Origin of the sequence: Thermoflexus hugenholtzii, assembly GCF_018771565.1 — a bacterium.
Lineage (GTDB): Bacteria > Chloroflexota > Anaerolineae > Thermoflexales > Thermoflexaceae > Thermoflexus > Thermoflexus hugenholtzii_A.
In genome coordinates this window covers 2,504,861-2,526,522 of record NZ_CP076326.1, presented here as the reverse complement: position 1 = coordinate 2,526,522, position 21,662 = coordinate 2,504,861, and the positions used below count along the sequence as shown (strand labels likewise).

Sequence of the window (21,662 nt, the reverse complement as noted above, 5' to 3'; positions counted from 1 at the left end):
TCCCCTATAATGGGGGCAACCCGCTCGGACCCGGGCGGGAGGGAAGGCTGAGGGCCTTCCATCCGCGGGGGAGGAAAGCCGCCATCTCGCCCTCCCCCACACAGGAGGATCCGAGGGATGAGTTCCCACTCCTCGGTGCCAAGGTCCCCTCGACGGGGGAGGATTGAGGGCCGTCCGCAACGTCGCGCAATTGAGGATACAGAGTGGATGTCGCGAGTAGGTTCCTGGGCGCGGGCCTGGCTGGAAGGATGGGCCGCCCGGCTGCAGGAGCCGATCCGGAGAGCGGGGGCGTTCGCCCTCGATTTGTGGACCCATTACAGCCGGCACGTGGGACTGGTCCTGGCGGTGGGCCTGGTCTATCTGGGCCTCGTCCAGGGCCGTGCGGCTCCGGCCTGGCTGTTCCAGCCGGTGCGCCTCCCTCAGGCCGCCTCGGCTCAGCCGGCTTCCCCTGAGGTGCTGCAGGCCCTGCTCCGTCGATCCGCCTATCTGGGCGGAACCCGTCGGAACAGCCCGGCCTTGCTGATCCGCCAGGTGGATCTCCACACCGAGATCCCGGAACGTCCCCGGAGGGGCATCATCACCTACACCGTCCAGTCCGGCGACACCCTCTTCGGCATCGCGGAGAAGTTCAAGCTGCGGCCTGAGACCATCCTCTGGGCAAACTACGATGTCCTCCAGGATGATCCCCACATGCTGGAGATCGGCCAGGTCCTGAACATCCCGCCGGTGGATGGCGTGCTTCATGTGGTCAAAGAGGGGGAGACCCTGGAGGCCATCGCCCAGAAATACAACGTGAGCCCGGAGGCTATCCGCAACGCGGAGTGGAACGGCTTGCAGGACGGCGGGGAGCCCCAGGTGGGCCAGATGCTGATCGTGCCGGGCGGCACGCGTCCCTTCGCGGGGTGGACCCCGCCCCGTCAGGCCTATGTGGTGGTGGCGGGCGGCAAGCGGCTGCCCTCGGGGGCCTGCCCCAGCGTGCAGGTTCCCCCGCTGGGCACGGGAAGTTTCATCTGGCCGGTTAACAGCCGCTGGCGGTCCGGCTACGATTTCACCGCCTACCATCCGGGGGTGGATTTCGCCGGCCGCCTGGGCGATCCGGTCTATGCGGCGGACGCCGGCACCGTGGTTTACGCCGGCTGGAGCACCGTTGGCTACGGCAACTTGATCGTTCTGGACCACGGGAACGGTTATCAGACGTACTACGCGCACCTCAGCGCGATCTTCGTCGGTTGCGGGCAGCAGGTGGCCAAGGGGGCGACCATCGGCCTGGTGGGCTCCACCGGGCGTTCCACCGGGCCGCACCTGCACTTCGAGATCCGGGGACCCGGCGGCTTCGTGAACCCCTGGCGCGCGCTTCCGTAGTTCAGCGTCGCCTCTCGGATCTAAAGGATGAGGCTGGGAAGCGTTGCGAGCCTTCCCAGCCTCTGTTTTTCCTCGCGCATGAGGCATGAGCGTGGCGCGTTGCTTACAATAAACTCAAACACGCGTGCGTCGGAGGCAGGGGATGACCTGGGAAGCGGTGGCGCCCATCCTGGGGGTGGGGATCCTAACGGCCCTGGGGGCGTATTTCTTGGGGATCGCGGGGGTGTATGAGCAGCTGCCGGCGGCCCGGCGGCGGGCCCATCTCGGATGGTTCCTGCTCGGCCTGGGCTGGGCTGCCTTCGGCTTCATCCCGTCCCCGCTGCTGCTGGGCCCGGATCTCCGGTTCACCGTCAACATGGCCCAGTTCGTGGCCTTGACCGGCCTGGCTGCCCCCCTGCTCTGGATGGGCCTGCCGGAGCCCTTCTTCCGCCCCCTGGTCCGGTGGCCTCCCCTGGCTGGGGCGGGCCGCCGGCTCATCCGGCCGATCCCGGCCTATCTGGCCGCCAACCTGATCTTCTTCGCCTGGCACACGCCGGCCCTCTTCGAGGTGTCCTCCCGCAGCGTGGCCCTCTGGGCCCTCAAGCAGTTCCTGTTCCTGCTCGCCGCGATGCTGGCCTGGGGGCCGGTGCTGAGCCCGACCCCGGCTTGGCCCCGCCTCTCCGAGCCCGGCCAAGTCCTCTATCTGTTCTTCCTGGCCATGCCGACCACCTTGTTAGGCGCTCTGTTCACGTTCCCGGACACCCGGATTTACAACCCCTCCGCCCTGGGCTTTGAGGTGTGCGCGCCGTCCTCTCTGGAGGACCAGCGGCTGGCGGGGCTCTTCATGTGGGTGCCGGGCGCGCTGATCTACCTGGGCGCCCTGACCGTGGTGTTCTTCCGCTGGTTCGGAAAAGAAGAAGCCCGGGCCTGAACGGCCCCGGTTCCCGGGCTCAGGAGTCGCTGGCCCACGGCGGGGCACGGCGGGGCCGCCGGGCCTCCTCGCCGCCGTTCAGCAGGCGGCGGCCCCGCTGGAGGTCGGCCTCGTGCTTGAGGAGGACCGTGAGCGTGCTCTCCAGGGTCTTGCGGTCCAGGTGCTGGGCGTTCAGGGCCACCAGGGCCCGGGCCCAATCCAGGGTCTCGCTGATGCTGGGCTGCTTTTTGAGATCCAGGCGGCGCAGACGCTGCACCAGCTCCACCACCTGCCGGGCCAGCTGAGGGGCCAGCTCGGGCACCTTCAGCCGCACGATGGCCAGCTCCTGCTCCAGGGACGGGTAATCGATGAACAGATAAAGACAGCGCCGCTTGAGGGCTTCGCTCAGCTCCCGGGTGTTGTTGCTGGTGAGGAAGACGGTCGGGACATGCTTGGCCCGCAAGGTCCCCAGCTCGGGGACGCTGACCTGGAAGTCGCTGAGGACCTCCAGGAGGAAGGCCTCGAACTCGGCGTCGGCGCGGTCGATCTCGTCGATGAGGAGGACCACCGGCTCGTCGGAGAGGATGGCTTTGAGCAGGGGTCGGGGCAGCAGGAAGCGCAGGGAGAAGAAGACGTCCTCCTCCTGGGCGATGCGGTCGGCGGCCTCCCGGAGGGTGGCGGCATCGGCCAGGACCGCGTTGAGCTTGTCCCGCAGCAGCTGGGTGTAGAGCATCTGCTTGGCGTATTCCCACTCGTAAAGGGCCTTGGTCTCATCCAGCCCCTCATAGCACTGCAGGCGGATGAGGGGGCGCCCCGTGGCCGCGGCCCAGGCCTTGGCCAGCTCCGTCTTGCCCACCCCGGCGGGGCCCTCAATCAGCACGGGCTTGCCCAGCCGTTCGGCCAGGAAAACCGTGGTGGCGATCTCATCGGAGGCGATGTATTGCTGAGCCGCCAGCCGTTCCCGGACCTCCTCAATCGAAGAGACCATGACCCCCTCCCGAACCGCCGGCAAAGTCAGACAGCCGCCCGCCCCGGCCTTACCGCTTATTCTAATCCCCTCATCGAAAACCGGCGAACCTCGCTCTGTGCCAGTATTCACAAATCCGAGGAAGGCGAGGGGTGGTTTCTGAACCTCTTCTGAACTTTTCGGGAATAAACTCGTGCGTGCAGATCGCGGAGCGTTGAGGAGGCGATGGGGCGGCAGGGGGCGCGGGCGGCTTCGTTCGTGGTGCGGGTCTGGCTGGAGGAGTCCCGCGCCGAGGGCCGGTTGCGGGGCGAGATCTCCGACCTCCGCACCGGGGAGGTCCGGCCCTTCGGCGACGAGCTCCATCTCCTCCGGTGTCTCTGGGATTGGGTTCGGCAGCCCGACATCGGGCGATCCTCACCCTCTTCTCGGAAGGAGGTTCCCATGAGCGAGCTGACGGCGCGGGATGTGATCTTGCGGATGCCCGAGGCCTTCCAGCCGGACAAGGCCCAGGGCGTGAGCGCCACCATCCAGTATTCCCTCACCGGGGAGGGCGGCGGCGACTGGTATCTGGTGATCTCCGAGGGGACCTGCACGGTCCACGAGGGGAAGGCGGAGAAGGCCGACGTCACCCTCACCATGGACGCCCGGGATTTCGTGGACATCGCCACCGGGAAGCTGGATGCGATGAAGGCCTTCATGAGCGGCAAGCTCAAGGTCAGCGGCAACATGATGCTGGCTACCCGTCTCACCTCGTTCTTCCGCATCGGCTGACCCGGACCTCGGGTTGAAGCGGAGTGTGGAGGAGGTGGCCATGGAGGAGCGGCGATGGCATCGCTTCTATGATTTCTGGGTGCCGCGCTCCCTGACCTACCCCCGGCAGCCCCTGAGCGCCCTCATGGACTTCGCCGCGAACCAGTATGGGGAGCGCACGGCAACGATCTTCTACGGCGCGGAGATGAGCTATCGGGACCTGCGGGCTCACTCCGTCCGTCTGGCCACCGCCCTGGACGCCCTGGGGATCCGGCCGGGGGATCGAGTTGGGATCATGCTCCCGAACTGCCCCCAGTTCTTCATCGCCTTCTACGCCATCCTCCGACTGGGCGCCGTGGTGGTTCCCCTGAACCCCCTCTATGTGGAGCGGGAGCTCCGCTACGTGGTGGAAGACAGCGGGATGCGGGCCCTGATCGCCCTGGACACCATGGCGCCCAAGGTCATGGCGGTGCGGGAGCAGGCCGGGCCGGAGCTCGTGATCTTCGCCGGCCTCCAGGACTACATGCCGGAGCCCGTCCGCCCCATCTACCTCGAGCGGGTCCGGGCCCAGGGGATGAGCACGGAAACCCCGGTCGGCCCCGGCCTGTATCGGTGGACGGAGCTGATGGAACGGGCAGGGGAGCGCTTCTTCCAGCCGCCGGTGAACCCGCTGGAGGACGTGGCGGTCCTCCCCTACACCGGCGGCACCACCGGCCTGCCGAAAGGGGTGATGCTCACCCATTTCAATCTCTTCGCCAACGTGATCCAGGCCTACGTCTGGGCCCGGGAGTTCGTCCGCCGTGGGGAGGAACGCTATCTGGTGGTGCTCCCCCTCTTCCACTCCTTCGGCATGACCTCCCTGATGAACGTGGGGATGTTCAACGGGGCGTCTTTCATCCTGCTCCCCCGCTTTGATGTGGAGGAGGCGCTGAACGCCATCCGGACCTATCAGCCGACCTTCCTCCCCGCGGTGCCGACGATGTATATCGCCCTCCTCAACCACCCCCGGGCGGCCGAGTCCGGCCTGGGCTCCATCCGCCTCTGCAACAGCGGGGCCGCCCCCCTTCCCGTGGAGGTGATCCAGCAGTTCGCCCGCTTCTCCTCCGGCACCTTCATCGAAGGCTACGGCCTCACGGAGGCCTCGCCCATCACCCACATCAACCCCATCATGAACCTGAAGAAGCTGGGCAGCGTCGGCCTCCCCATCCCGGACACGGACGCGCGCATCGTGGACGTGGAGACGGGGACCCGGGAGCTGGCGCCCGGGGAGATTGGGGAGCTGGTGATCCGGGGACCTCAGGTGATGAAGGGCTACTGGAACCGGCCGGAGGAGACCGCCCAGACCCTGCGGGACGGCTGGCTTTACACGGGGGACATCGCCCGGATGGACGAGGACGGCTACTTCTACATCGTCGACCGCAAGAAGGACATGATCCTCACCGGCGGCTTCAACGTCTACCCGCGGGAGGTGGAGGAGGTCCTCTACGCCCATCCGGCCGTCCTGGAGGCGGCGGTGGTGGGGGTGCCGGATCCTTACCGCGGTGAGGCGGTGAAGGCCTACGTGGTCCTCCGGCCGGGAGCCCAGGCCTCCGAGGCGGAGATCCTGGAGCACTGTCGGCGGAACCTGGCCCCCTACAAGGTCCCCCGGGAGATCGAGTTCCGGGATTCCCTGCCGAAGTCAATGGTCGGGAAAGTGCTCCGCCGGGTGCTGCGGGAGGCTGCCCCTGCGGCGCCGCCGCCCCCGGTCACAGTGCCCCCCGACGTCTCCATCCGCGCCTTCTTCACCGAATGGGTCCCCCGGCTCTTCGAGGCGGCGTCCGCCACGCCCCCCGAGGGGATGGAGGGGACGGTGCTCCGAGTTCGTTACCGCGTGGGGGAGGAGGTGTTCACCCTGCGGGTGGAGGACGGGAAGCGCCTGACAGTGATCGAGGGGGAGACCGACGAGACGCCCCACGTGGAGCTGAGCATGGGGACGGAGGAGTTCCGGGAGGTCCTGGCCGGACGCCTCTACCTCGGGGAGCCGCCCTACCTGGCCTTCCGCTCCCGGCGCCGGTTCGAGGCCCTGCAGCGGGTGAAGGGGACGGTGCATCTGGAGCTGGAGCGGCCGGACGGCACCCTGTGGCGGGCGACGGCCATCTACAACGGGGCGGCGGAGCCGACCGGGACCCTGCGCATGAGCGCCACGGATTACAGCTCGATGCAGCGCGGGGAGCTGGACGGCCAGGTGGCTTTCGCCACCGGCAAGCTGCGGTGGGAAGGGGATTTCACGTTGCTGATCGGCCTGCGGGCCTTGCGCGAATAGCGGGCGTGGCCTCCAGCCGCGCCCTGAGCGAATGGGAAGCACCGAATCGATGTGGGGAGCCGGGCGGCGGGCGGATCCCTCCTCGCCCCCGCCGGCTCCCGGGAGGGAACGGACGATGATTGCGTTCGAGCCGACGGATGAACAGCGGATGCTGATCCAGACGGTCCGGGCCTTCGCCGAGGAGCACCTGCGCCGGGTGGCCCGGGAGAGCGATGAGACCGGTCAGGTCCCGGAGGATGTGATCGCGCGGGGATGGTCCATCGGGCTGTTGCCCAGTATGATCCCCGAAGCGTATGGGGGCTTCGGCGAGCCCTCGGCGCTGACCAGCGTGCTGGCCCTGGAGGAGCTGGGCTGGGGGGATTTCACCCTTGCCCTCTACCTGCTGGCGCCCCACGCGGTCGCCCTCCCCATCCTGCTGTATGGGACCGAGGAGCAGAAGCGGACATATCTGCCTCGTTTCTGCGGGGAGCGCTTCGTCCGGGCGGCGGCGGCCTTGATCGAGCCGAGCTTCCTCTTCGATCCCCTCCATCTCCGGACCACCGCCCGCCGGGAGGGGGAGGAATACGTGCTCCATGGGACCAAGATCGGGGTCCCCTTCGGGGCGGAGGCGGAGCTGCTCCTGGTCTACGCCAGCGAGGACGGGCGCACCCAGGCCTTCCTCGTGGAGCCGGGGACGCCGGGGCTGACGGTGAAGGAGCGGGACCGTTACGCGGGGATCCGGGCCCTGCCCACTTATGAGGTGGTCCTGGAGGGCTGCCGGATCCCGCGCTGTCAGCGGATCGGAGGCGAGGAGGGGATCTCGATGGAGCGGCTGCTGGAGCGGTCGCGGGTGGCCCTGGCGGCCCTGGCCGTGGGGCTGGCGCGGGGGGCTTTTGAATACGCCCGGGATTACGCCAAGCAGCGGGTGCAGTTCGGCGAGCCCATCGCCCATCGCCAGGCCATCGCCTTCATGATCGCGGAGATGGCCATCGACATCGACGCCGCGCGCCTGATGGTCTGGGAGGCCGCATGGAAGCTGGACCGCGGGGAGGACGTCGCCCGGGAGGCGTATCTGGCCAAGCTCTTCGCCGACGATATGGCCCTGCGGGTGACGGACGGGGCGGTGCAGACCCTGGGTGGCCACGGCTACATCCGGGATCATCCGGTGGAGATGTGGCTGCGCAACGCCCGCGGCCTCCCCATGCTGGAGGGGCTGGTGATGGTGTGAGGAGCTGGCGGAGGATCGCTGATGACTCTGTCGGTCTTCCGGAGGGAGGTGACGCATGATCAGCTTTGAGATCCCGGAGGAGATCCAGCAACAGCGTGAGATGGCTCGGATGGTGGCCGAGCAGCTGATGCGGCCGAACGCCCGCTACTACGACGAGCACGAGCACGAGATCCCCTGGGACTTCGTCAACACCATGTGGCCCATCGTGCAGCAGGACTGGATCCGCATCGTGCGGCGGGCGGAGCGGCAGCTGGCCGGGGAGCAGCCAGCGGAGAAGAAGCGCGAGGGGCCGCGCTACGACAACCTGCGCATGATCTTCCTGGTGGAGATGCTGACCTGGGGCGACGCCGGCCTTTATCTGTGCATGCCCGGACCCGGCCTGGCCGGCTACTCCATCAACGCGGTGGGCACGCCGGAGCAGAAGGTCCGCTTCCTCAAGCGCTACACCGAGGGCGGCCCCAAGTGGGGGGCCATGGCCGTGACCGAGCCCGGCGCCGGCTCCGACGTCTCGGCCATCCAGACCACGGCCAAACGGGAGGACGATCACTGGGTGCTCAACGGGGAGAAGATCTTCATCACCAACGGGTATCTGGCCCTGGAAGCCTCCGAGGGGATCGTCGTGGTCTGGGCGACCATCGACAAGACGGCGGGGCGGGCCGGGATCAAACCCTTCGTGGTGGAGGCGGGCACGCCCGGCGTGAGCATCACCAAGCGGGAGCGCAAGCTGGGCATCCGGGCCAGCGACACGGCGGCCATCCGCTTCGACAACGCCCGCATCCCCCTCGACAACATCCTGGGCAGCCCGGAGATCCTGGACACGGCGCGCACCGACGGGTTCAAGGGCGTGATGGTGACCTTCGATGCCTCCCGGCCGGTGGTGGCCGCCGGCGCCCTGGGCATCGCCCGCGCCGCCATCGAGTTCACCAAGGAGGTCCTGGAGAAGGAGGGGATCCGCATCCGCTACGGCCTCCCTCGCCATCAGCTGACGGCCATCGAGCGGGACGTGATGGAGATGGAGGCCATGCACAAGGCGGCCTGGCTGCTCACCCTGCGGGCCGGCTGGATGCTGGATCAGGGGAAGCCCAACGCCCTGGAGGCCTCTATGGCCAAGGTGAAGGCCGGCAAGGCGGTGACCTGGATCACCTACAAAGCCGTGGAGATCCTGGGGCCGCTGGGCTACTCCACCCGCTATCTCGTGGAGAAGTGGATGCGGGACGCCAAGATCAACGACCTCTACGAGGGGACCGGCCAGATCAACACCCTCATCGTCGCCCGCCGCGTGCTCGGCCTGACCAGCCGTGAGCTGAAGTGAGCGGAAGCAGGGAAAGGAGGCCGCGCCCCTCAGGCGGACCGGGAGCACCCTGCTCATTCCGGGGCCGGAGCATCCGGTATGGCTCCCGGCTGATAAGATAGAGTCGGCTTCTTTGCTTGGGGGAAAGATGGCCCGTCGGATCACCGTCTTCCTGGAAGAAACTCAGCATCAATGGTTGCGTCAGGAGGCGAGGCGGCGGGGCGTTTCCGTCTCCGCGCTGATCCGGGAGGCGATCGAGACGCTGCGGGCTCATCAAGCCTGGCGGCCGTTGGACGAAAGCCCCTTCTGGGAGCTGGTGGGCGCGGGACGGAGCCGCCGCAAAGGGCCGGCGATCAGCGAGCACGTGGACGCGTGGGTCTATCCGGTTCCCTCTCACCGTCGGCCTCGTAAGCGGCCTTCAGGATCTAAACAGAGGACGTGAGGAGGCAGGCTTCGGATGCGGATCGATCTGCGGGAGCAGGTGGCCATCGTCACCGGGGCGTCACGGGGGATCGGGCGGGCCATCGCCCGGGCCCTGGCCGAGGCGGGCGCGAAGGTCGTGCTCTCCAGCCGCCGGGCGGAGAACCTGGCCCCGGTCGTGGAGGAGATCCGCGCCCTCGGCGGGGAGGCCCTGGCGGTGCCGGCTCACACCGGCCGCATGGCGGAGGTCGAGCGGCTGGTGGAGGAGACAGTGAAGGCCTTCGGGCGGGTGGACATCCTGGTCAACAACGCGGCCACCAACCCCCATTTCGGCCCCACCCTGGAGGCCGATGAGGGCCAGTGGCAGAAGATCCTGGAGGTGAACCTCCTGGGCTACTGGCGGATGGCCAAGGCGGTGGTCCCGGTGATGCGGGCCCAGGGGCGGGGCAAGATCCTCAACATCGCCTCCGTGGCCGGGCTGCGCCCCTCCCCCGGGATGGGGCTTTACGGGATCTCCAAGGCCGGGGTGATCATGCTCACGCAGCTTTTGGCCCTGGAGCTGGCCCCGGATCGCATCCAGGTGAACGCCATCGCCCCCGGGGTGATCCGCACCCGCTTCAGCGAGCTCCTCTGGAGCACGCCGGAGATCGCCGAACGCATCCTGCGGGCCACCCCCCAGGGGCGCTTCGGGGAGCCGGAGGAGGTCGCCCGGCTGGCCCTGTTCCTGGTCTCTCCCGCCGCCGATTTCATCACCGGAGCGGTCTACGTCGTGGACGGCGGGCTCTCCCTGACCGGCGGGCTGGCGTAATCGTTCCGCAGCACAGCGTATTGATTGGACCCGCCCGGGGTGAAACCGATTGCGGAGGAAACCCGATGCCCACCGCCCGGGAGCTCGGACCGGAGGGCTGGAAGCCTTACCTCGAGGCGGCCCGGCGGCGGCCGCGGCCGACGATCGCCATCGATCCGGAGGAGCGCGCTCGCCTGCTAAGTCGCGCCCGGGAGGCCGCGCGGGCGCTCAAAGAGCAGTTCGGGGCCCGGCGGGTGTGGCTCTTCGGCTCCCTGGCCCACGCGGCCTGGTTCGACCCGGACTCCGATGTGGACATGGCCGTGGAGGGCCTTCCCCCAGAGGATTTCTGGAAAGCCTGGGCGGCCGTGGAGGACATCATCCGGGAGCGCCCGGTGGATCTCATCGACTGGGACATGGCCAGCGACTCCCTGCGTCAGGCGATCGAGGAATTCGGGATCGAGCTGTGTTCGGGCGGATCCCAGAGCTCCAATGACGGAGGCACCAATGACCGTGGCGCCGCGGACGTGCTGGGTGTCCGGTGAGGTGCGGTTGCGCGTTCTGGAGTGGCCGGGGGAGAAGGGGACGATCCTGGCCCTCCACGGCCTGACAGGCTACGCGGAGACGTTCCTCCCGCTGATCCCGGCCCTGAACCCCCCTTACCGGGTCCTGAGCATGGACCTGCGGGGCCGGGGGGAGAGCGAGCAGCCCGAGGATCCCCAGGCCTACGGCCTGGAGGCCCACCTGCGGGATATCGCCGCGGTGCTGGAGGCCCTGGCCCCGGAAGGGGCGCTGCTCATGGGTCACTCCCTGGGCGCGATGCTCAGCCTGGCCGTCGCCGCAGAGCACCCACATCGGGTTCGAGGACTGATCCTGTTCGATGGAGGGCCGCTCCCCTCCCGGGCGTTCTCCGAATCCCTGAATCAGGTGCTGAACGCCCGCGTGGAGGAGCTGCCCTCCCTGGAGGCCTTCCGGGAGCTGGTCCGCTCGATGCCCTTCCTCCAGCCGTTCGACGAGCGCCTGATGCCGATCCTGGAGGCCGGGTTGATCCGCGAGCCGGACGGCCGGGTGCGGGTGAAGTTCCCTTCCCGGCTGGGGGCTCAGGAGGCCATGGAGCTGGGGGCGATCTGGAACGAGCGCCTGCACGGGTATGCCGGGCGGATCCGCTGCCCGGCCCTCCTCCTGAAAGCGCCTGTAGGCACCTTCGGGCCTCACGACCGCTTCTTCACCGAGGCCGAGGAGGGCCTGCTGCGGGAGGTCATCCCCCAGGTCCGCGTCGTGGAGGTCCCGAACACCACCCACTACACCATCGTGCTGGGGCATCACCCTGAGCGGGATCGCCTCGTGCGCGCCTTTGTGGAGGAAGTGCTGGGATGAGGGAGGACGGGCTTCTGCGGGATTTCGGAGGGGAAGGGCCGCTTCTCCATCTGGCGGTGGCCAATGGGTTCCCGCCCGCCTGCTATCGCCCGTTCATGCGCGCCCTAAGGGAGGTTGGCCACGGGGTGAGCCTTCTCCCCCGCCCGCTGTGGCCGGAGCGGCCCGGGCCGGAACGCGGGGTGACCTGGTATACCCTGGCGGACGACCTGATCGCCGCCTTTGAGGCCCGGGGGTGGCGGGGGGTGGTCGGGATCGGCCATTCCATGGGCGGGGTGATCACGATGGTCGCCGCCGTCCGGCGCCCGGAGCTCTTCTCGGCCATCGTCCTGATGGACCCCGTGCTGATGGATCCGAAGGTGCTGACGCTGTTCCGGATCATCCGGTGGTTGGGTCTGGGGCCCCGCCTGCATCCCCTGGCCCGGCGCGCCCGGCGCCGCCGGCGGGCCTGGCCCAGCCGGGAGGCCGCCGCGGCCCACCTGCGATCCCGCCCGCTGTTCGCCGCCTGGCATCCCGAGGCCTTCGAAGGCTACCTGGAGGAAGGTCTCCTTCCCGCTTCGGACGGCCAGGTCGTGCTGGCCTATCCCCCCGAGTGGGAGGTCCATATCTTCGTGAACTTCCCCCACGACGCCTGGCGGTTCGTCCCCCACATCCCGGTCCCCACGCTGGTGGTGCGGGGCGCATCCACGGACATCTTCACCGCGGACGCCGAGGCCCGTTTCCGCCGTCTGAAGCCCGACGCGCACTTCGCGGTGATCCCCGGAGGGCATCTCTTCCCGATGGAGCGGCCCGAGGAGACCGCGGCGCTGGTCCGGGAATGGTTGAGGCGGATCCTGCGGGGAGCATGATTTCCTGGCATCCCATAAGGCGTTGTCCCAACGATTTGCGGAATATCTTCGCAGGGAGGTTGCGATGGGTTACACCATCCGACGGGTGGCGGTGATCGGTGCGGGGACGATGGGCGCGGCCATCGCGGCCCATCTGGCTAACGCCGGCTTTGCGGTGGACCTGCTGGATATCCCCCCCAAATCCCTCACTCCGGAGGAGGAGGCGAAGGGGCTCACCCTGGACCACCCGGAGGTCCGCAACCGGATCGTCCGGGCGGGGCTGGAGCGGGCGAAGAAGGCGAAGCCGGCCGCTTTCTTCGTGGAGGACCGGGCCCGCCTGATCCGGATCGGGAACACGGAGGATCACTGGGATCGGCTGCGGGAGGCGGACTGGATCATCGAGGCGGTGGTGGAGGACCTGGCGGTGAAGCGGGAGGTGATGGCCCGGATCGAGGCGGTGCGCAAGCCGGAGGCCATCGTCACCACGAACACCTCCGGGCTCCCCCTGCGGGAGATCGGCGCCGGGCGCTCCCCCGAGTTCCTGGCCCATTTCGCCGGTACTCACTTCTTCAACCCCCCGCGCTACCTGAAGCTGGTGGAGCTGATCCCGGGCCCCGCCACGAAGCCTGAGGTCCTGGACGCCCTGGAGCGCCTTCTGGAGCTCCGCCTGGGCAAGCGGGTGGTGCGAGCGAAGGACACCCCTAACTTCATCGCCAACCGCATCGGCTTCCTCTCCGGGGCCTTCGTGGGCAAATACACCATCGAACAGGGTTACACCGTGGAGGAAGTGGACGCCCTGATGGGCCCGCTGATCGGCCGGCCCAAGACCGCCCATTTCCGCCTGCTGGACCTGGTGGGCCTGGATGTGGCGGCCTACGTCGGGCAGCACAGCATGGCCGCCCTGCGCCATGACCCCTTCGTCGCCCTGGTCCAGGATTCCCCGATGAACCAGGTCATGGCGGCGATGATCGAGCGGGGCTGGCTGGGGAACAAGGCCGGCCAGGGCTTCTACAAGAAGGTGGAGACCCCTGAGGGCGCCCAATACTGGCCGCTGAACCTGCAGACCCTGGACTATGAGCCCCCGAAGAAGCCCCGCTGGGAGTCGGTGGGCAAGGCGTTGAAGATGGAGGATCTGCGGGAGCGGCTGCGCTTCATGGCCGCCCAGGAGGATCGGGCCGGGCAGTTCGTCCGGGACGTCCTGGATTTCCACCTGGCCTACGCCGCCTATGTGGCCCCGGAGGTCGCCGACGACATCGTGGCGGTGGACAACGCCATGAAGTGGGGCTTCAACTACGAGCTGGGCCCCTTCGAGACGTGGGACGCCCTGGGGGTGGCGGAGACCGTCGCCCGCATCGAGGCCCGGGGCTGGCCGGTGGCGGAATGGGTGAAGGACTTCCTGGCGGCCGGGGGCCGGACTTTCTATCAGTATGAGAACGGGCGGATCGTGGGCTATTACGACTTCCGGGAGCGGGCTTACCGTCGGCTGGAGCCCCATCCCCGGGTGATCGTCCTCCGGGAGCTCAAAAGCGAGGGGCGCGTCCTGGAGCGCAACCCCAGCGCCAGCCTGATCGACCTGGGCGACGGTGTCCTCTGCCTGGAGTTCCACACCAAGGCCAACGCCCTGGACCCCGACATCTTCGCCATGATGGAGCGGGCGCTGGAGCGGCTGGATCGGGAGGACTGGGTGGGGATGGTCATCGGCAACCAGGGGGAGCATTTCTGCGCCGGGGCCAACGTCTTCGTGATCGGCGTCTCCGCCCAGCAGGGGATGTTCGAGGCCATCGACCAGGGCGTCCGGGCGATGCAGCGCCTGATGATGACCATGCGCTACTTCCACAAGCCCATCGTCACCGCTCCCTTCGGGATGACCCTGGGCGGCGGCGCGGAGGTGGCCATGCACGGGGCCCGCATGGTGGCCTCGGCGGAGACCTACATCGGACTGGTGGAGGTTGGGGTGGGCCTGATCCCGGCCGGCGGCGGGTGCAAGGAGATGATCCGGCGCGTGCTCACCCCCGCCATGCAGACGGAGAACGCCGATCCGCTTCCCTTCCTGCGGCGGATCTTCGAGACCATCGGTATGGCGAAGGTGGCCACCAGCGCTGAGGAGGGACGGGCCTTCGGCTTCCTGAGCGAGGCGGACCGCATCGTGATGAACCCCGATTTCCTGCTCCACGAGGCCAAGCGCGAGGTGCTGCACCTGGCGGAGTCCGGCTATCGTCCTCCGGCGAAGGCGAAGCTCTATGCCGCCGGGCGGGATCTGCTGGCTGCGCTGCGCATCGGCGTCTGGCAGATGCGGGAGGCGCGCTACATCAGCGAACACGACGCCAAGATTGGGGAGAAGCTGGCTTATGTGCTCTGCGGGGGCGACCACCCCGAGCCCATGTGGGTGGATGAGGAGCACTTCCTGGACCTGGAGCGGGAGGCCTTCCTCTCCCTGTGCGGTGAGCCCAAGACCCAGGAGCGGATCTGGCACTTCCTGCAAACCGGGAAGATCCTGCGAAATTAAGCCCCGAATCCAGCCTGAACCGGGAGGCTCCGATGCGGGAAGCGGTGATCGTCGCGGGCGTGCGAACGGCGGTCGGGAAGGCGAAGAAGGGAACCCTGCGGACCACCCGTCCGGAGGCCCTGGCGGCGGCGGTTATCGCCGAGGCCCTGCGGCGGGCTCCAGGGGTGGAGCCGGCGATGGTGGACGATGTGATCCTGGGCTGCGCGATGCCGGAGGGCCATCAGGGCCTCAACATCGCGCGCATCGCCGCCCTGAAAGCCGGGCTCCCGGTGAGCGTCCCGGCCATGACCATCAACCGGTTCTGCTCCTCCGGATTGCAGGCCATCGCCCTGGCGGCGGAGCGCATCATGACCGGCGGGGCGGAGATCATCATCGCCGGAGGGGTGGAGTCCATGTCCCTGGTGCCCATGACCGGCTTCACCCTGCGGCCGGACCCGGAGCTGGCGGTCGCCTGGCCGGAGGTGTTCATCAGCATGGGGCTGGGGACGGAGCGGCTGGCGGAGCGGTTCGGCATCTCCCGGGAGGACGCGGACGCGTTCTCCCTGCGCAGCCATCAGCGGGCCATCGCCGCCATTGACGCCGGCAAGTTCAAGGAGGAGATCGTCCCTCTGGAGGTGGAGGTGGCCGAGCCGGGGGAGGACGGCCGGGCCGTGCGCCGGAAGGTGATCTTTGAGGTCGATGAGGGGCCGCGGCGGGACACCTCGATGGAGGCGCTGGCGAAATTGCCTCCGGCCTTCAAGAACGGGGGCGTGGTGACCGCAGGGAACTCCTCTCAGATGAGCGACGGGGCGGCGGCGGTGGTGGTCATGGAGCGCCGGCGGGCGGAGGCCCTGGGCCTGCGGCCCATCGCCCGCTTCGTCTCCTTCGCCGTAGCCGGCGTCCCGCCGGATTTGTTCGGCATCGGCCCGGTGGAGGCGATCCCCAAGGCCCTGCGGATGGCGGGGTTGCGCCTGGAGGACATCGATCTGATCGAGCTCAACGAAGCCTTCGCCGCCCAGGCTCTGGCGGTGATCCGCCAGCTGGAGATGGATGTGGAGCGGGTGAACGTCAACGGCGGGGCCATCGCCCTGGGGCACCCCCTGGGCTGCACGGGGGCCAAGCTGACCGTCCAGATCCTCCACGAGCTGCGCCGCCGCGGCGGCCGCTACGGCATGGTCACCATGTGCATCGGCGGCGGGATGGGGGCGGCGGGGATCTTCGAGATGCTCTGAGCGCCGGGGCAGGGAGCGACGAAGGATCGAGAGGGCCCTCTCCATCCGGGCATCTTCCTTTCGGAAGCCCTGGCCTGCCGGATGGAGAGGGCCCTTGTGGAACGCGTTCGGCCTTCAGGGGTCCGCTCGGGAGGGACGGGGGCGCCGGCGAGCCCCTCACTCGAAGAGGGGCTCCAGTTCCAGGGTGAAGCCGGGGAGCTCGGGGTCCAGGGGCACCTGCTGGACTCCTTCGTATCGCTCCACCGGGGCGCCGGGGCGGTAGATTTCCACGGCTTGCCGGTAGGGGTCGATCAGCACGCCCAGGCGGGCGCCGTTGGCCAGGTAGGTTTTCATTTTTTCTCGGAGTTCTTCCAGGCTTTGGGAGGCGGAGCGGACTTCGAAGACGGCGTCGGGGCAGAAGGGGCCGAATCCTTCTCGCTGCTGGGGACTGAGGGCTTCCCACCGCTCCCGTCGCACCCACGAGGCGTCCGGAGAAAGCAAGGACCCATCCGGAAGCCGGAAACCCGTGGAGGAATCGAAAACCACCCCCAAACGGGTCCGACGGTTCCACTCCCGAAGCTGCCCGAAGACTTCTCCGCTGCGTCGTCCGCTTGCCAGTCCGGTGGGGGTCACGAGGAGCCTCCCGTCGGCGGTGCGTTCGAACTGATAGCCGGGGTTGCGTTCGGAAAGCTCGCGCAGCTCCTCATCCGTCACCCGATGCAGCAGATCCAGCCGGATCCCCATCCCCGCCTCCATCAAAGCCAGAATTCCTCTGAAAGCCATTATACCCCGTATAATTCAACGAGAGGGATCTGTGCGACGGGGCGTTCTTCACACGGATAGTCTGCGCATGATTTGTGCGGCACCCCACGCGGGAGGAGCGGATGCAGCCGGGCGCGATCGTCCGCTTCCGCAATCGGGACTGGGTGCTCATCGCCGCCGAAGATGAGGTCCTCCGACTCCGACCCCTGACGGGAACCAGCGATGAGGCCCTGGCCGTCCACCGCCGGCTCTGCGACCTGCTCGGGTATACGCTCCCGACCGAGCGGGTGGAACCCTCCCGGTTCCCCCTTCCGGATGCACGCCAGGTCGCGGACGTCCAGAGCGTGCGCTTGCTCTGGCAGGCGGCCCGGCTCCTGCTGCGGGAGGGGGCGACGCCCTTCCGTTCTCTGGGGCGCATCTCCGTCCGGCCCCGGACCGATCAGCTTGTCCCCCTGAGGATGGCCCTGCGACTGGACCCGGTCCGCCTGCTCATCGCCGACGATGTGGGCGTGGGCAAGACTGTCGAAGCTGCCTTCAGCCTCGAGCGGGAGGTTGGCAATGGAAGCGTTGTTCGAGGTCATTCAGAAGGTGCGGGCGCGGATTCAAAAGCACGGGGATGCGCTGCGAAACAATGAAATGCTGACCCGGTATGCCCTCGTCGATCCCATCCTGCGGGCTTTGGGCTGGGACACGGAGGACCCGGATGCGGTGGAGCCCGAGTTCCGGTTGGAGACCGGTCGCCCGGACTATGCGCTCAAGCATGAAGGCCAGCCCCTCATTATGGTGGAGGCGAAACCCCTGAGGGGAGCCATCGATCAAGCTCGGGAGGAGGGCTTCCGTTACTGCTGGAGGATGAAAGTCCCCTTTTACGTCATCACGGATGGCAATCGCTGGGAGCTTCATGATTTGAGGGAAATGGGGGGCAGGGAGGTTTTCCGCATTGAATTGATGAGTGAAGGTCCCGGTGATGCCGCTCGAAAGCTGATGGCCCTCTGGCGGCCTGCGATGCCCTCCGTGGAGCCGGCACCTCCCCTCCTCATATCCCTCCCCGCGCAACCTCCCGCTGCTCCCGCAGTCTCGACAGGGCTTCGGAGCATCCCCCTGGGGCAGTTAGAGCAACGTCGGAAGCCTCCGCAGCAGCCCCCCGATCCGTGCGCTTTCCGGATGGGGAGGTTCATTCGGTGGGTTCTTGGCGAGCGCTGCTGGTCGCGGTCGCCCGATGGGCGCTCCCCCGGTTGCAAGCATCGGGTCAGCTTCCGCTGGGAGCCCTGATCCAAAAGGACCCGAATCGTCTGCGGGAGTCCCGCCCCCTGAGCGAGGGCTGGCATATTGAGGTTCATCTTAGCGCGAAGGACTGTATCCATAACGCCGTTCGCATCGCTCGCGCGGCAGGGGTGGATCCGGATCAAATCACGGTCGAATTCGCCCCTTAAGGTGCTGGCCCGGCGCTCATCGGGGGAGGTGTTCGGCTGCTCCATTCGTTTGCCTTGCGGGCGGTCGGCCCGCCCATCGACGGCGCGCCCACTCGATGGCCCAGATCGCCCCCGGACGCATATACATGCTGGCCCGAAAGTTGCCCTCCGCATCCCACGCCTCCGGCGTCCGGAACCAGTAGCCTTTCTCCTCATAGGTCACCCGATAGGCCCCCCAGGCGGTCCGCCAGGCCTCCGCCTCCAGCCCCCGTAACCACATCGCCGAGGCCACCGCGTAAGTCACCCCCACCCACACCTCCGCCGACTGATTGCTGGAGGTGTCCACCGAGCCGTCCGGCCGCATCCCGTTCACCGCCCCCATCCGCCCTCCGGCAAAGCGCATCACGTTGTATTCGTAAACGGTCCGGAGCGCCTGCTCCGAGTGGGATTCCGGAACGATCGGAGGAAGCCCAACCAGATCGGCATACCATTGGCCGGCCAGCTGATCGGCCATGATGCTCTCACGATGGGGGCTGAGAGCATCGTAGCGATAATACCGCCCGTTCCAGAGGGCGGCCTCAAAAGACGCCCGGCCCCGCCGCAGCCAGTCCTCGTAGCGGGCCCGAGCCTCCTCGTCCCCTACCAGATCCGCCATCCGAACGGCTGCCTCCAGGGCCGCCAGCCACAGCCCCCCGCAGTAAGCGCTCGGCCCTCGCATCGACCATGTGTCATACGTCTGATCCGGGACCCCTTCGTTCTCGGGCAGCCCATCCCCATCGCGATCGAAGAGCTTGAGGTAGTCCAGAGCCATCCGCACCGCGGGCCATCCGTCCTCGATCAGGGTCCGGTCACCGGTGAACACATAGTCCCGATACAGCAGCAGAACGAACTTGCTGTTCAGATCCTTCCAGATGTTGGGGTCCTGGAAGGAATAGGCGTTCGGCAGTCGCCATGGGGCCTCGGACGGCGAGCCCAGATCGTGGGGAAGGGCCCCCGCCAGCTTGCGGGGCGCCTGAGATCCGCTGGATTCGATGGTCCGCAGGGTGAGGTCGACCTGGGGGACTGTGGCGATGAAATCCCGCATCACCGCCTTCTCCAGCTCCGGCCAGAGCATCAGCAGGGGGAAGGAGCCGTAAAAACGCACATCCAGGGTTTCGTAGAACGGATAGTCATAGCACTCGATCTGGGCGAAATGGCCGATCCCATCCGGGTCCTTCGGATCCACCACCCACACGGTGGCGCCATCTGCGATGAAGTAGAGTTCGTTGAACAGCGCGACCGGATACCAGTCCGGCACGTCGGGGTCCGTCCAGAGGGGTTGCTGCCAGGCCCGGATCTGCTCCCGCCAGTCGGCATAGCGATCCAGGGCCTCCTGGGCGATCCGCCATGCGTTCCGCCCGGAGGTTCCGAAGAAGCGGGTGTAGCGGCGGTGCCAGCGATCTCCGGCGCCGAACTCCACCAGGGGCAGATCCCATGCCAGGGCCATCGGCACCATCCGCCGCTCCCCCGGCTCCAGGCGAAGGGTTACGGCCAGACCCGTCCCGACCGGGACGCCGTCCGGGACCATAACGGTCTCGCCATCGCACTCCAGGCGGCCGTCAGCGGCGAAGTCCTCCCAGAGATCCGCGCCGTCTCCATCCGTTCGGAAGACGAGGCGGTAGCTGATCTCCATCCCCGGCATCGCCAGCGCCGCCAGGGCCCACGATCCGTCCCCGGGCTCCCGGACCGGGCCCTCTCCCCCCACGAGCTCAATCCCCATCATCCGGGCGTCTCCGCGCGTCGCCCGCTGGATCCGATGGAGCCGCCCCTTCGGCGTCTTCTCATCGCCTCCTCCCAGGAGGTTCTCCCAGGTGAACAGAAGGCCCACCGTGAGGGGCTGGGCGGTAGGATTCTCGACGGACCACAGGAACACGGCGACCGGGTAGCTGCTCTCGCGGTAGTTATGCGGGATCACAGGGGAGAACTGCTCAACAGCTAGCCGGATGGGAAGGCGATCCCACTGATAGATGAACCACGAGCGGGGGTAGAGGGCCGCGTAGAACCCGGCTCCGACCGGATACCGCCATCGCCAGGCCTCCAGCCCGCGGGCGGGCGCCTCCGTCCACAGGGCCTGGGCCAGGGCGCCTTCGGGGCCCTCCACGAAAACAGAGAACATGCAAGCGGGCCGCGGCTCGTAGCGGTGTTGCCTTGGATCCAGATGCCAGCGGGCGAAGTCCCCTCGATAGGTGCGGCCGATGGTCCCCGCCCCGATCCCTCCCAGTGGAGCCCCTTGCCAGTAGCCATCATCGATGCTGAGGTGGGGGATCGTCATCGAGCGGCCGGGGTTCTCCAGCGGCGACCCGATGGGCCGGCGCCACGCCCGCGGGGGGATCTCCGTGGGAAGAAGCGCTGGCGTTGCGGTCATGAGAGCCTCCTGTTCCGGTCAGATCGCCGGTTTCGAAGGGGATGGGCTGAAGGTTCGCAATGCCCCACACGAGGTGCGGATCACCAGCTCCGTCGGCAGGATCACCCGTTGGGGATCACGAGCGCCTTCCTCCAGCTGGCGCAGGAGGAGTCGGACCGCAACCCGACCGAGCTCCGCGATGGGCTGGCGGACCGTCGTAAGGGGCGGGTCGGTGTAGCGGGCCAGCTCCACGTCGTCGTAGCCGACCAGGGCGATGTCATCGGGAACCCGCAGGCCGGCCTCGCGGATGGCCTTCAATGCGCCCACGGCCATCAGATCGCTGGCCACGAACACCGCGTCGGGGTGTGCCGGGAGCAGGCGACGCATCGCGATGTATCCGCCTGCCTCTGTGAAATCCCCCTCGGCGATCCACTCCGGGGGAGGGTGGATGCCCCACGCCTGCATGGCGATCCGGTATCCCTCAAGGCGATCCACGCCCGGGGCCATCGTCTGGGGGCCGGCGATCGTGGCGACCCGACGCCGCCCCAGGCGGAGGAGATGCTCCGTGGCCACCCGGGCGCCCTCCACGTTGTCCACGTCCACATAGCTGACGTTCGGCTCCTCGGGATAGCGCCCGATGCTCACCACGGGCAGGCCTTCCCGGTAGGCCCGGGCGATCAGGGGATCGGTGGTCCGGGCGGAGACCACGATGATCCCGTCCACCACCCGCCCGCGCAGGGCCCGCCGATAGAAGTCCTCCTCCTGCTGCGGGGTGAGCAGGGAGAGCACCAGAAGGTATCCGCGCTCGGCCAGCGCTTCGGAGATCGCATGGAGCACGACCGGGAAATACGGATCGCCAAACACCTTGGGCAGCGTCTCAGGGATCACCACGCCGACGATCTGGCTGCGGCGGGTGACCAGGTTGCGGGCGGCCGCGTGGGGGTAATAGCCCACCTCCCGGATGACCCGCCAGACCCGCTCGCGGACCTCCGGGCGCACGTTCGGATGCTGATTGATCACCCGCGACACCGTGGAGCGGGAGACCCCCGCCAGCCGCGCGATCTCCTCCAGGGTATATCCCATCGTCCCCTCCCCTGAGAGCGCTCTCAAAATATGCTGGAAGGTTCGGCTCCTCCGGCGTGCTGCGCTCAGGTCCTACGGAGTCTATCATAGCCAGAATCGACCTTTCTGTCAATCCGAGCTGCTTTGCATAGAGAGGTCCAATGAAGCGAACCC

The 21,662-nt window shown here is 67.9% G+C and carries 19 protein-coding genes; 15 read left to right on the top strand and 4 right to left on the bottom strand.

Annotated elements, in window-relative coordinates; all coding sequences use genetic code 11:
* Positions 1-207 precede the first annotated feature (207 nt).
* Together KNN16_RS11395 and KNN16_RS11390 are read left to right on the top strand one after the other, a co-directional pair.
* A complete protein-coding gene (locus KNN16_RS11395) occupies positions 208-1,362 on the top strand; it encodes a peptidoglycan DD-metalloendopeptidase family protein (protein WP_303897035.1) in 1,155 nt (384 codons plus the stop codon).
* Positions 1,363-1,504: 142 nt separating this feature from the next.
* Entirely contained in the window at positions 1,505-2,272 is a 768-nt protein-coding gene (locus KNN16_RS11390) for a cytochrome c oxidase assembly protein (protein ID WP_299284444.1), read from the top strand.
* Positions 2,273-2,291: 19 nt separating this feature from the next.
* Here KNN16_RS11390 and KNN16_RS11385 read toward each other — a convergent pair whose 3' ends face one another.
* Entirely contained in the window at positions 2,292-3,239 is a 948-nt protein-coding gene (locus tag KNN16_RS11385) for a MoxR family ATPase (RefSeq protein WP_299284442.1), read from the bottom strand.
* A gap of 204 nt (positions 3,240-3,443) precedes the next feature.
* Here KNN16_RS11385 and KNN16_RS11380 point away from each other — a divergent pair, with 204 nt between their 5' ends.
* From KNN16_RS11380 to KNN16_RS11330, 11 genes are all read left to right on the top strand, one after another.
* On the top strand, positions 3,444-3,989 hold the full coding sequence (locus tag KNN16_RS11380) for an SCP2 sterol-binding domain-containing protein (protein WP_088570243.1): 546 nt from the start codon (positions 3,444-3,446) through the stop codon (positions 3,987-3,989).
* A 40-nt stretch (positions 3,990-4,029) separates the two neighbouring features.
* Complete coding sequence (locus tag KNN16_RS11375) at positions 4,030-6,270, top strand: long-chain-fatty-acid--CoA ligase (protein ID WP_303897034.1); 2,241 nt, start codon at positions 4,030-4,032, stop codon at positions 6,268-6,270.
* Positions 6,271-6,385: 115 nt separating this feature from the next.
* A complete protein-coding gene (locus KNN16_RS11370) occupies positions 6,386-7,477 on the top strand; it encodes an acyl-CoA dehydrogenase family protein (protein WP_303897032.1) in 1,092 nt (363 codons plus the stop codon).
* Positions 7,478-7,532: 55 nt separating this feature from the next.
* On the top strand, positions 7,533-8,789 hold the full coding sequence (locus KNN16_RS11365) for an acyl-CoA dehydrogenase family protein (protein WP_299284430.1): 1,257 nt from the start codon (positions 7,533-7,535) through the stop codon (positions 8,787-8,789).
* A gap of 127 nt (positions 8,790-8,916) precedes the next feature.
* Positions 8,917-9,210, top strand: coding sequence for a ribbon-helix-helix protein, CopG family (locus KNN16_RS11360; RefSeq protein WP_303897030.1), 294 nt, complete (start codon positions 8,917-8,919; stop codon positions 9,208-9,210).
* Between the two features lie 15 nt (positions 9,211-9,225).
* Positions 9,226-9,996, top strand: a complete 771-nt coding sequence (locus KNN16_RS11355) for an SDR family oxidoreductase (RefSeq protein ID WP_299284424.1) — start codon at positions 9,226-9,228, stop codon at positions 9,994-9,996.
* Positions 9,997-10,061: 65 nt separating this feature from the next.
* On the top strand, positions 10,062-10,517 hold the full coding sequence (locus KNN16_RS11350; protein WP_303897027.1) for a nucleotidyltransferase family protein: 456 nt from the start codon (positions 10,062-10,064) through the stop codon (positions 10,515-10,517).
* Positions 10,480-11,349 carry an alpha/beta fold hydrolase gene (locus KNN16_RS11345; protein WP_303897025.1) on the top strand — a complete coding sequence of 290 codons (870 nt, stop codon included), beginning with the start codon at positions 10,480-10,482 and terminating at the stop codon, positions 11,347-11,349. The genes KNN16_RS11350 and KNN16_RS11345 overlap by 38 nt, the downstream gene beginning before the upstream one ends.
* Positions 11,346-12,194: an alpha/beta fold hydrolase gene (locus KNN16_RS11340; RefSeq protein ID WP_303897023.1), complete on the top strand. Its 849-nt coding sequence runs from the start codon at positions 11,346-11,348 to the stop codon at positions 12,192-12,194. The genes KNN16_RS11345 and KNN16_RS11340 overlap by 4 nt, the downstream gene beginning before the upstream one ends.
* Positions 12,195-12,258: 64 nt before the next feature.
* Positions 12,259-14,679, top strand: a complete 2,421-nt coding sequence (locus KNN16_RS11335) for a 3-hydroxyacyl-CoA dehydrogenase/enoyl-CoA hydratase family protein (RefSeq protein ID WP_303897022.1) — start codon at positions 12,259-12,261, stop codon at positions 14,677-14,679.
* Positions 14,680-14,711: 32 nt separating this feature from the next.
* A complete protein-coding gene (locus tag KNN16_RS11330) occupies positions 14,712-15,890 on the top strand; it encodes an acetyl-CoA C-acyltransferase (RefSeq protein ID WP_303897021.1) in 1,179 nt (392 codons plus the stop codon).
* 156 nt (positions 15,891-16,046) lie between these two features.
* Here KNN16_RS11330 and KNN16_RS11325 read toward each other — a convergent pair whose 3' ends face one another.
* Entirely contained in the window at positions 16,047-16,613 is a 567-nt protein-coding gene (locus KNN16_RS11325) for a Uma2 family endonuclease (protein ID WP_303897019.1), read from the bottom strand.
* 140 nt (positions 16,614-16,753) lie between these two features.
* Here KNN16_RS11325 and KNN16_RS11320 point away from each other — a divergent pair, with 140 nt between their 5' ends.
* Together KNN16_RS11320 and KNN16_RS11315 are read left to right on the top strand one after the other, a co-directional pair.
* Entirely contained in the window at positions 16,754-17,266 is a 513-nt protein-coding gene (locus tag KNN16_RS11320) for a hypothetical protein (RefSeq protein WP_303897017.1), read from the top strand.
* A 546-nt stretch (positions 17,267-17,812) separates the two neighbouring features.
* Positions 17,813-18,064 carry a hypothetical protein gene (locus KNN16_RS11315; protein WP_303897016.1) on the top strand — a complete coding sequence of 84 codons (252 nt, stop codon included), beginning with the start codon at positions 17,813-17,815 and terminating at the stop codon, positions 18,062-18,064.
* 16 nt (positions 18,065-18,080) lie between these two features.
* On the opposite strand, the gene KNN16_RS11310 is transcribed toward KNN16_RS11315, so the two are convergent.
* On the bottom strand, positions 18,081-20,447 hold the full coding sequence (locus tag KNN16_RS11310) for a non-lysosomal glucosylceramidase (RefSeq protein WP_303897014.1): 2,367 nt from the start codon (positions 20,445-20,447) through the stop codon (positions 18,081-18,083).
* Between the two features lie 18 nt (positions 20,448-20,465).
* Positions 20,466-21,536, bottom strand: a complete 1,071-nt coding sequence (locus KNN16_RS11305; RefSeq protein WP_369685860.1) for a LacI family DNA-binding transcriptional regulator — start codon at positions 21,534-21,536, stop codon at positions 20,466-20,468.
* Positions 21,537-21,662 lie beyond the last annotated feature (126 nt).

Coding starts and splice junctions, on each gene's coding strand:
- KNN16_RS11355 (WP_299284424.1), top strand. CDS start 9,226: ATGCGGATCGATCTGCGGGAGCAGGTGGCCATCGTCACCGGGGCGTCA.
- KNN16_RS11340 (WP_303897023.1), top strand. CDS start 11,346: ATGAGGGAGGACGGGCTTCTGCGGGATTTCGGAGGGGAAGGGCCGCTT.
- KNN16_RS11330 (WP_303897021.1), top strand. CDS start 14,712: ATGCGGGAAGCGGTGATCGTCGCGGGCGTGCGAACGGCGGTCGGGAAG.
- KNN16_RS11345 (WP_303897025.1), top strand. CDS start 10,480: ATGACCGTGGCGCCGCGGACGTGCTGGGTGTCCGGTGAGGTGCGGTTG.
- KNN16_RS11320 (WP_303897017.1), top strand. CDS start 16,754: ATGCAGCCGGGCGCGATCGTCCGCTTCCGCAATCGGGACTGGGTGCTC.
- KNN16_RS11310 (WP_303897014.1), bottom strand. CDS start 20,447: ATGACCGCAACGCCAGCGCTTCTTCCCACGGAGATCCCCCCGCGGGCG.
- KNN16_RS11395 (WP_303897035.1), top strand. CDS start 208: ATGTCGCGAGTAGGTTCCTGGGCGCGGGCCTGGCTGGAAGGATGGGCC.
- KNN16_RS11365 (WP_299284430.1), top strand. CDS start 7,533: ATGATCAGCTTTGAGATCCCGGAGGAGATCCAGCAACAGCGTGAGATG.
- KNN16_RS11335 (WP_303897022.1), top strand. CDS start 12,259: ATGGGTTACACCATCCGACGGGTGGCGGTGATCGGTGCGGGGACGATG.
- KNN16_RS11350 (WP_303897027.1), top strand. CDS start 10,062: ATGCCCACCGCCCGGGAGCTCGGACCGGAGGGCTGGAAGCCTTACCTC.
- KNN16_RS11360 (WP_303897030.1), top strand. CDS start 8,917: ATGGCCCGTCGGATCACCGTCTTCCTGGAAGAAACTCAGCATCAATGG.
- KNN16_RS11380 (WP_088570243.1), top strand. CDS start 3,444: ATGGGGCGGCAGGGGGCGCGGGCGGCTTCGTTCGTGGTGCGGGTCTGG.
- KNN16_RS11370 (WP_303897032.1), top strand. CDS start 6,386: ATGATTGCGTTCGAGCCGACGGATGAACAGCGGATGCTGATCCAGACG.
- KNN16_RS11385 (WP_299284442.1), bottom strand. CDS start 3,239: ATGGTCTCTTCGATTGAGGAGGTCCGGGAACGGCTGGCGGCTCAGCAA.
- KNN16_RS11375 (WP_303897034.1), top strand. CDS start 4,030: ATGGAGGAGCGGCGATGGCATCGCTTCTATGATTTCTGGGTGCCGCGC.
- KNN16_RS11390 (WP_299284444.1), top strand. CDS start 1,505: ATGACCTGGGAAGCGGTGGCGCCCATCCTGGGGGTGGGGATCCTAACG.
- KNN16_RS11325 (WP_303897019.1), bottom strand. CDS start 16,613: ATGGGGATCCGGCTGGATCTGCTGCATCGGGTGACGGATGAGGAGCTG.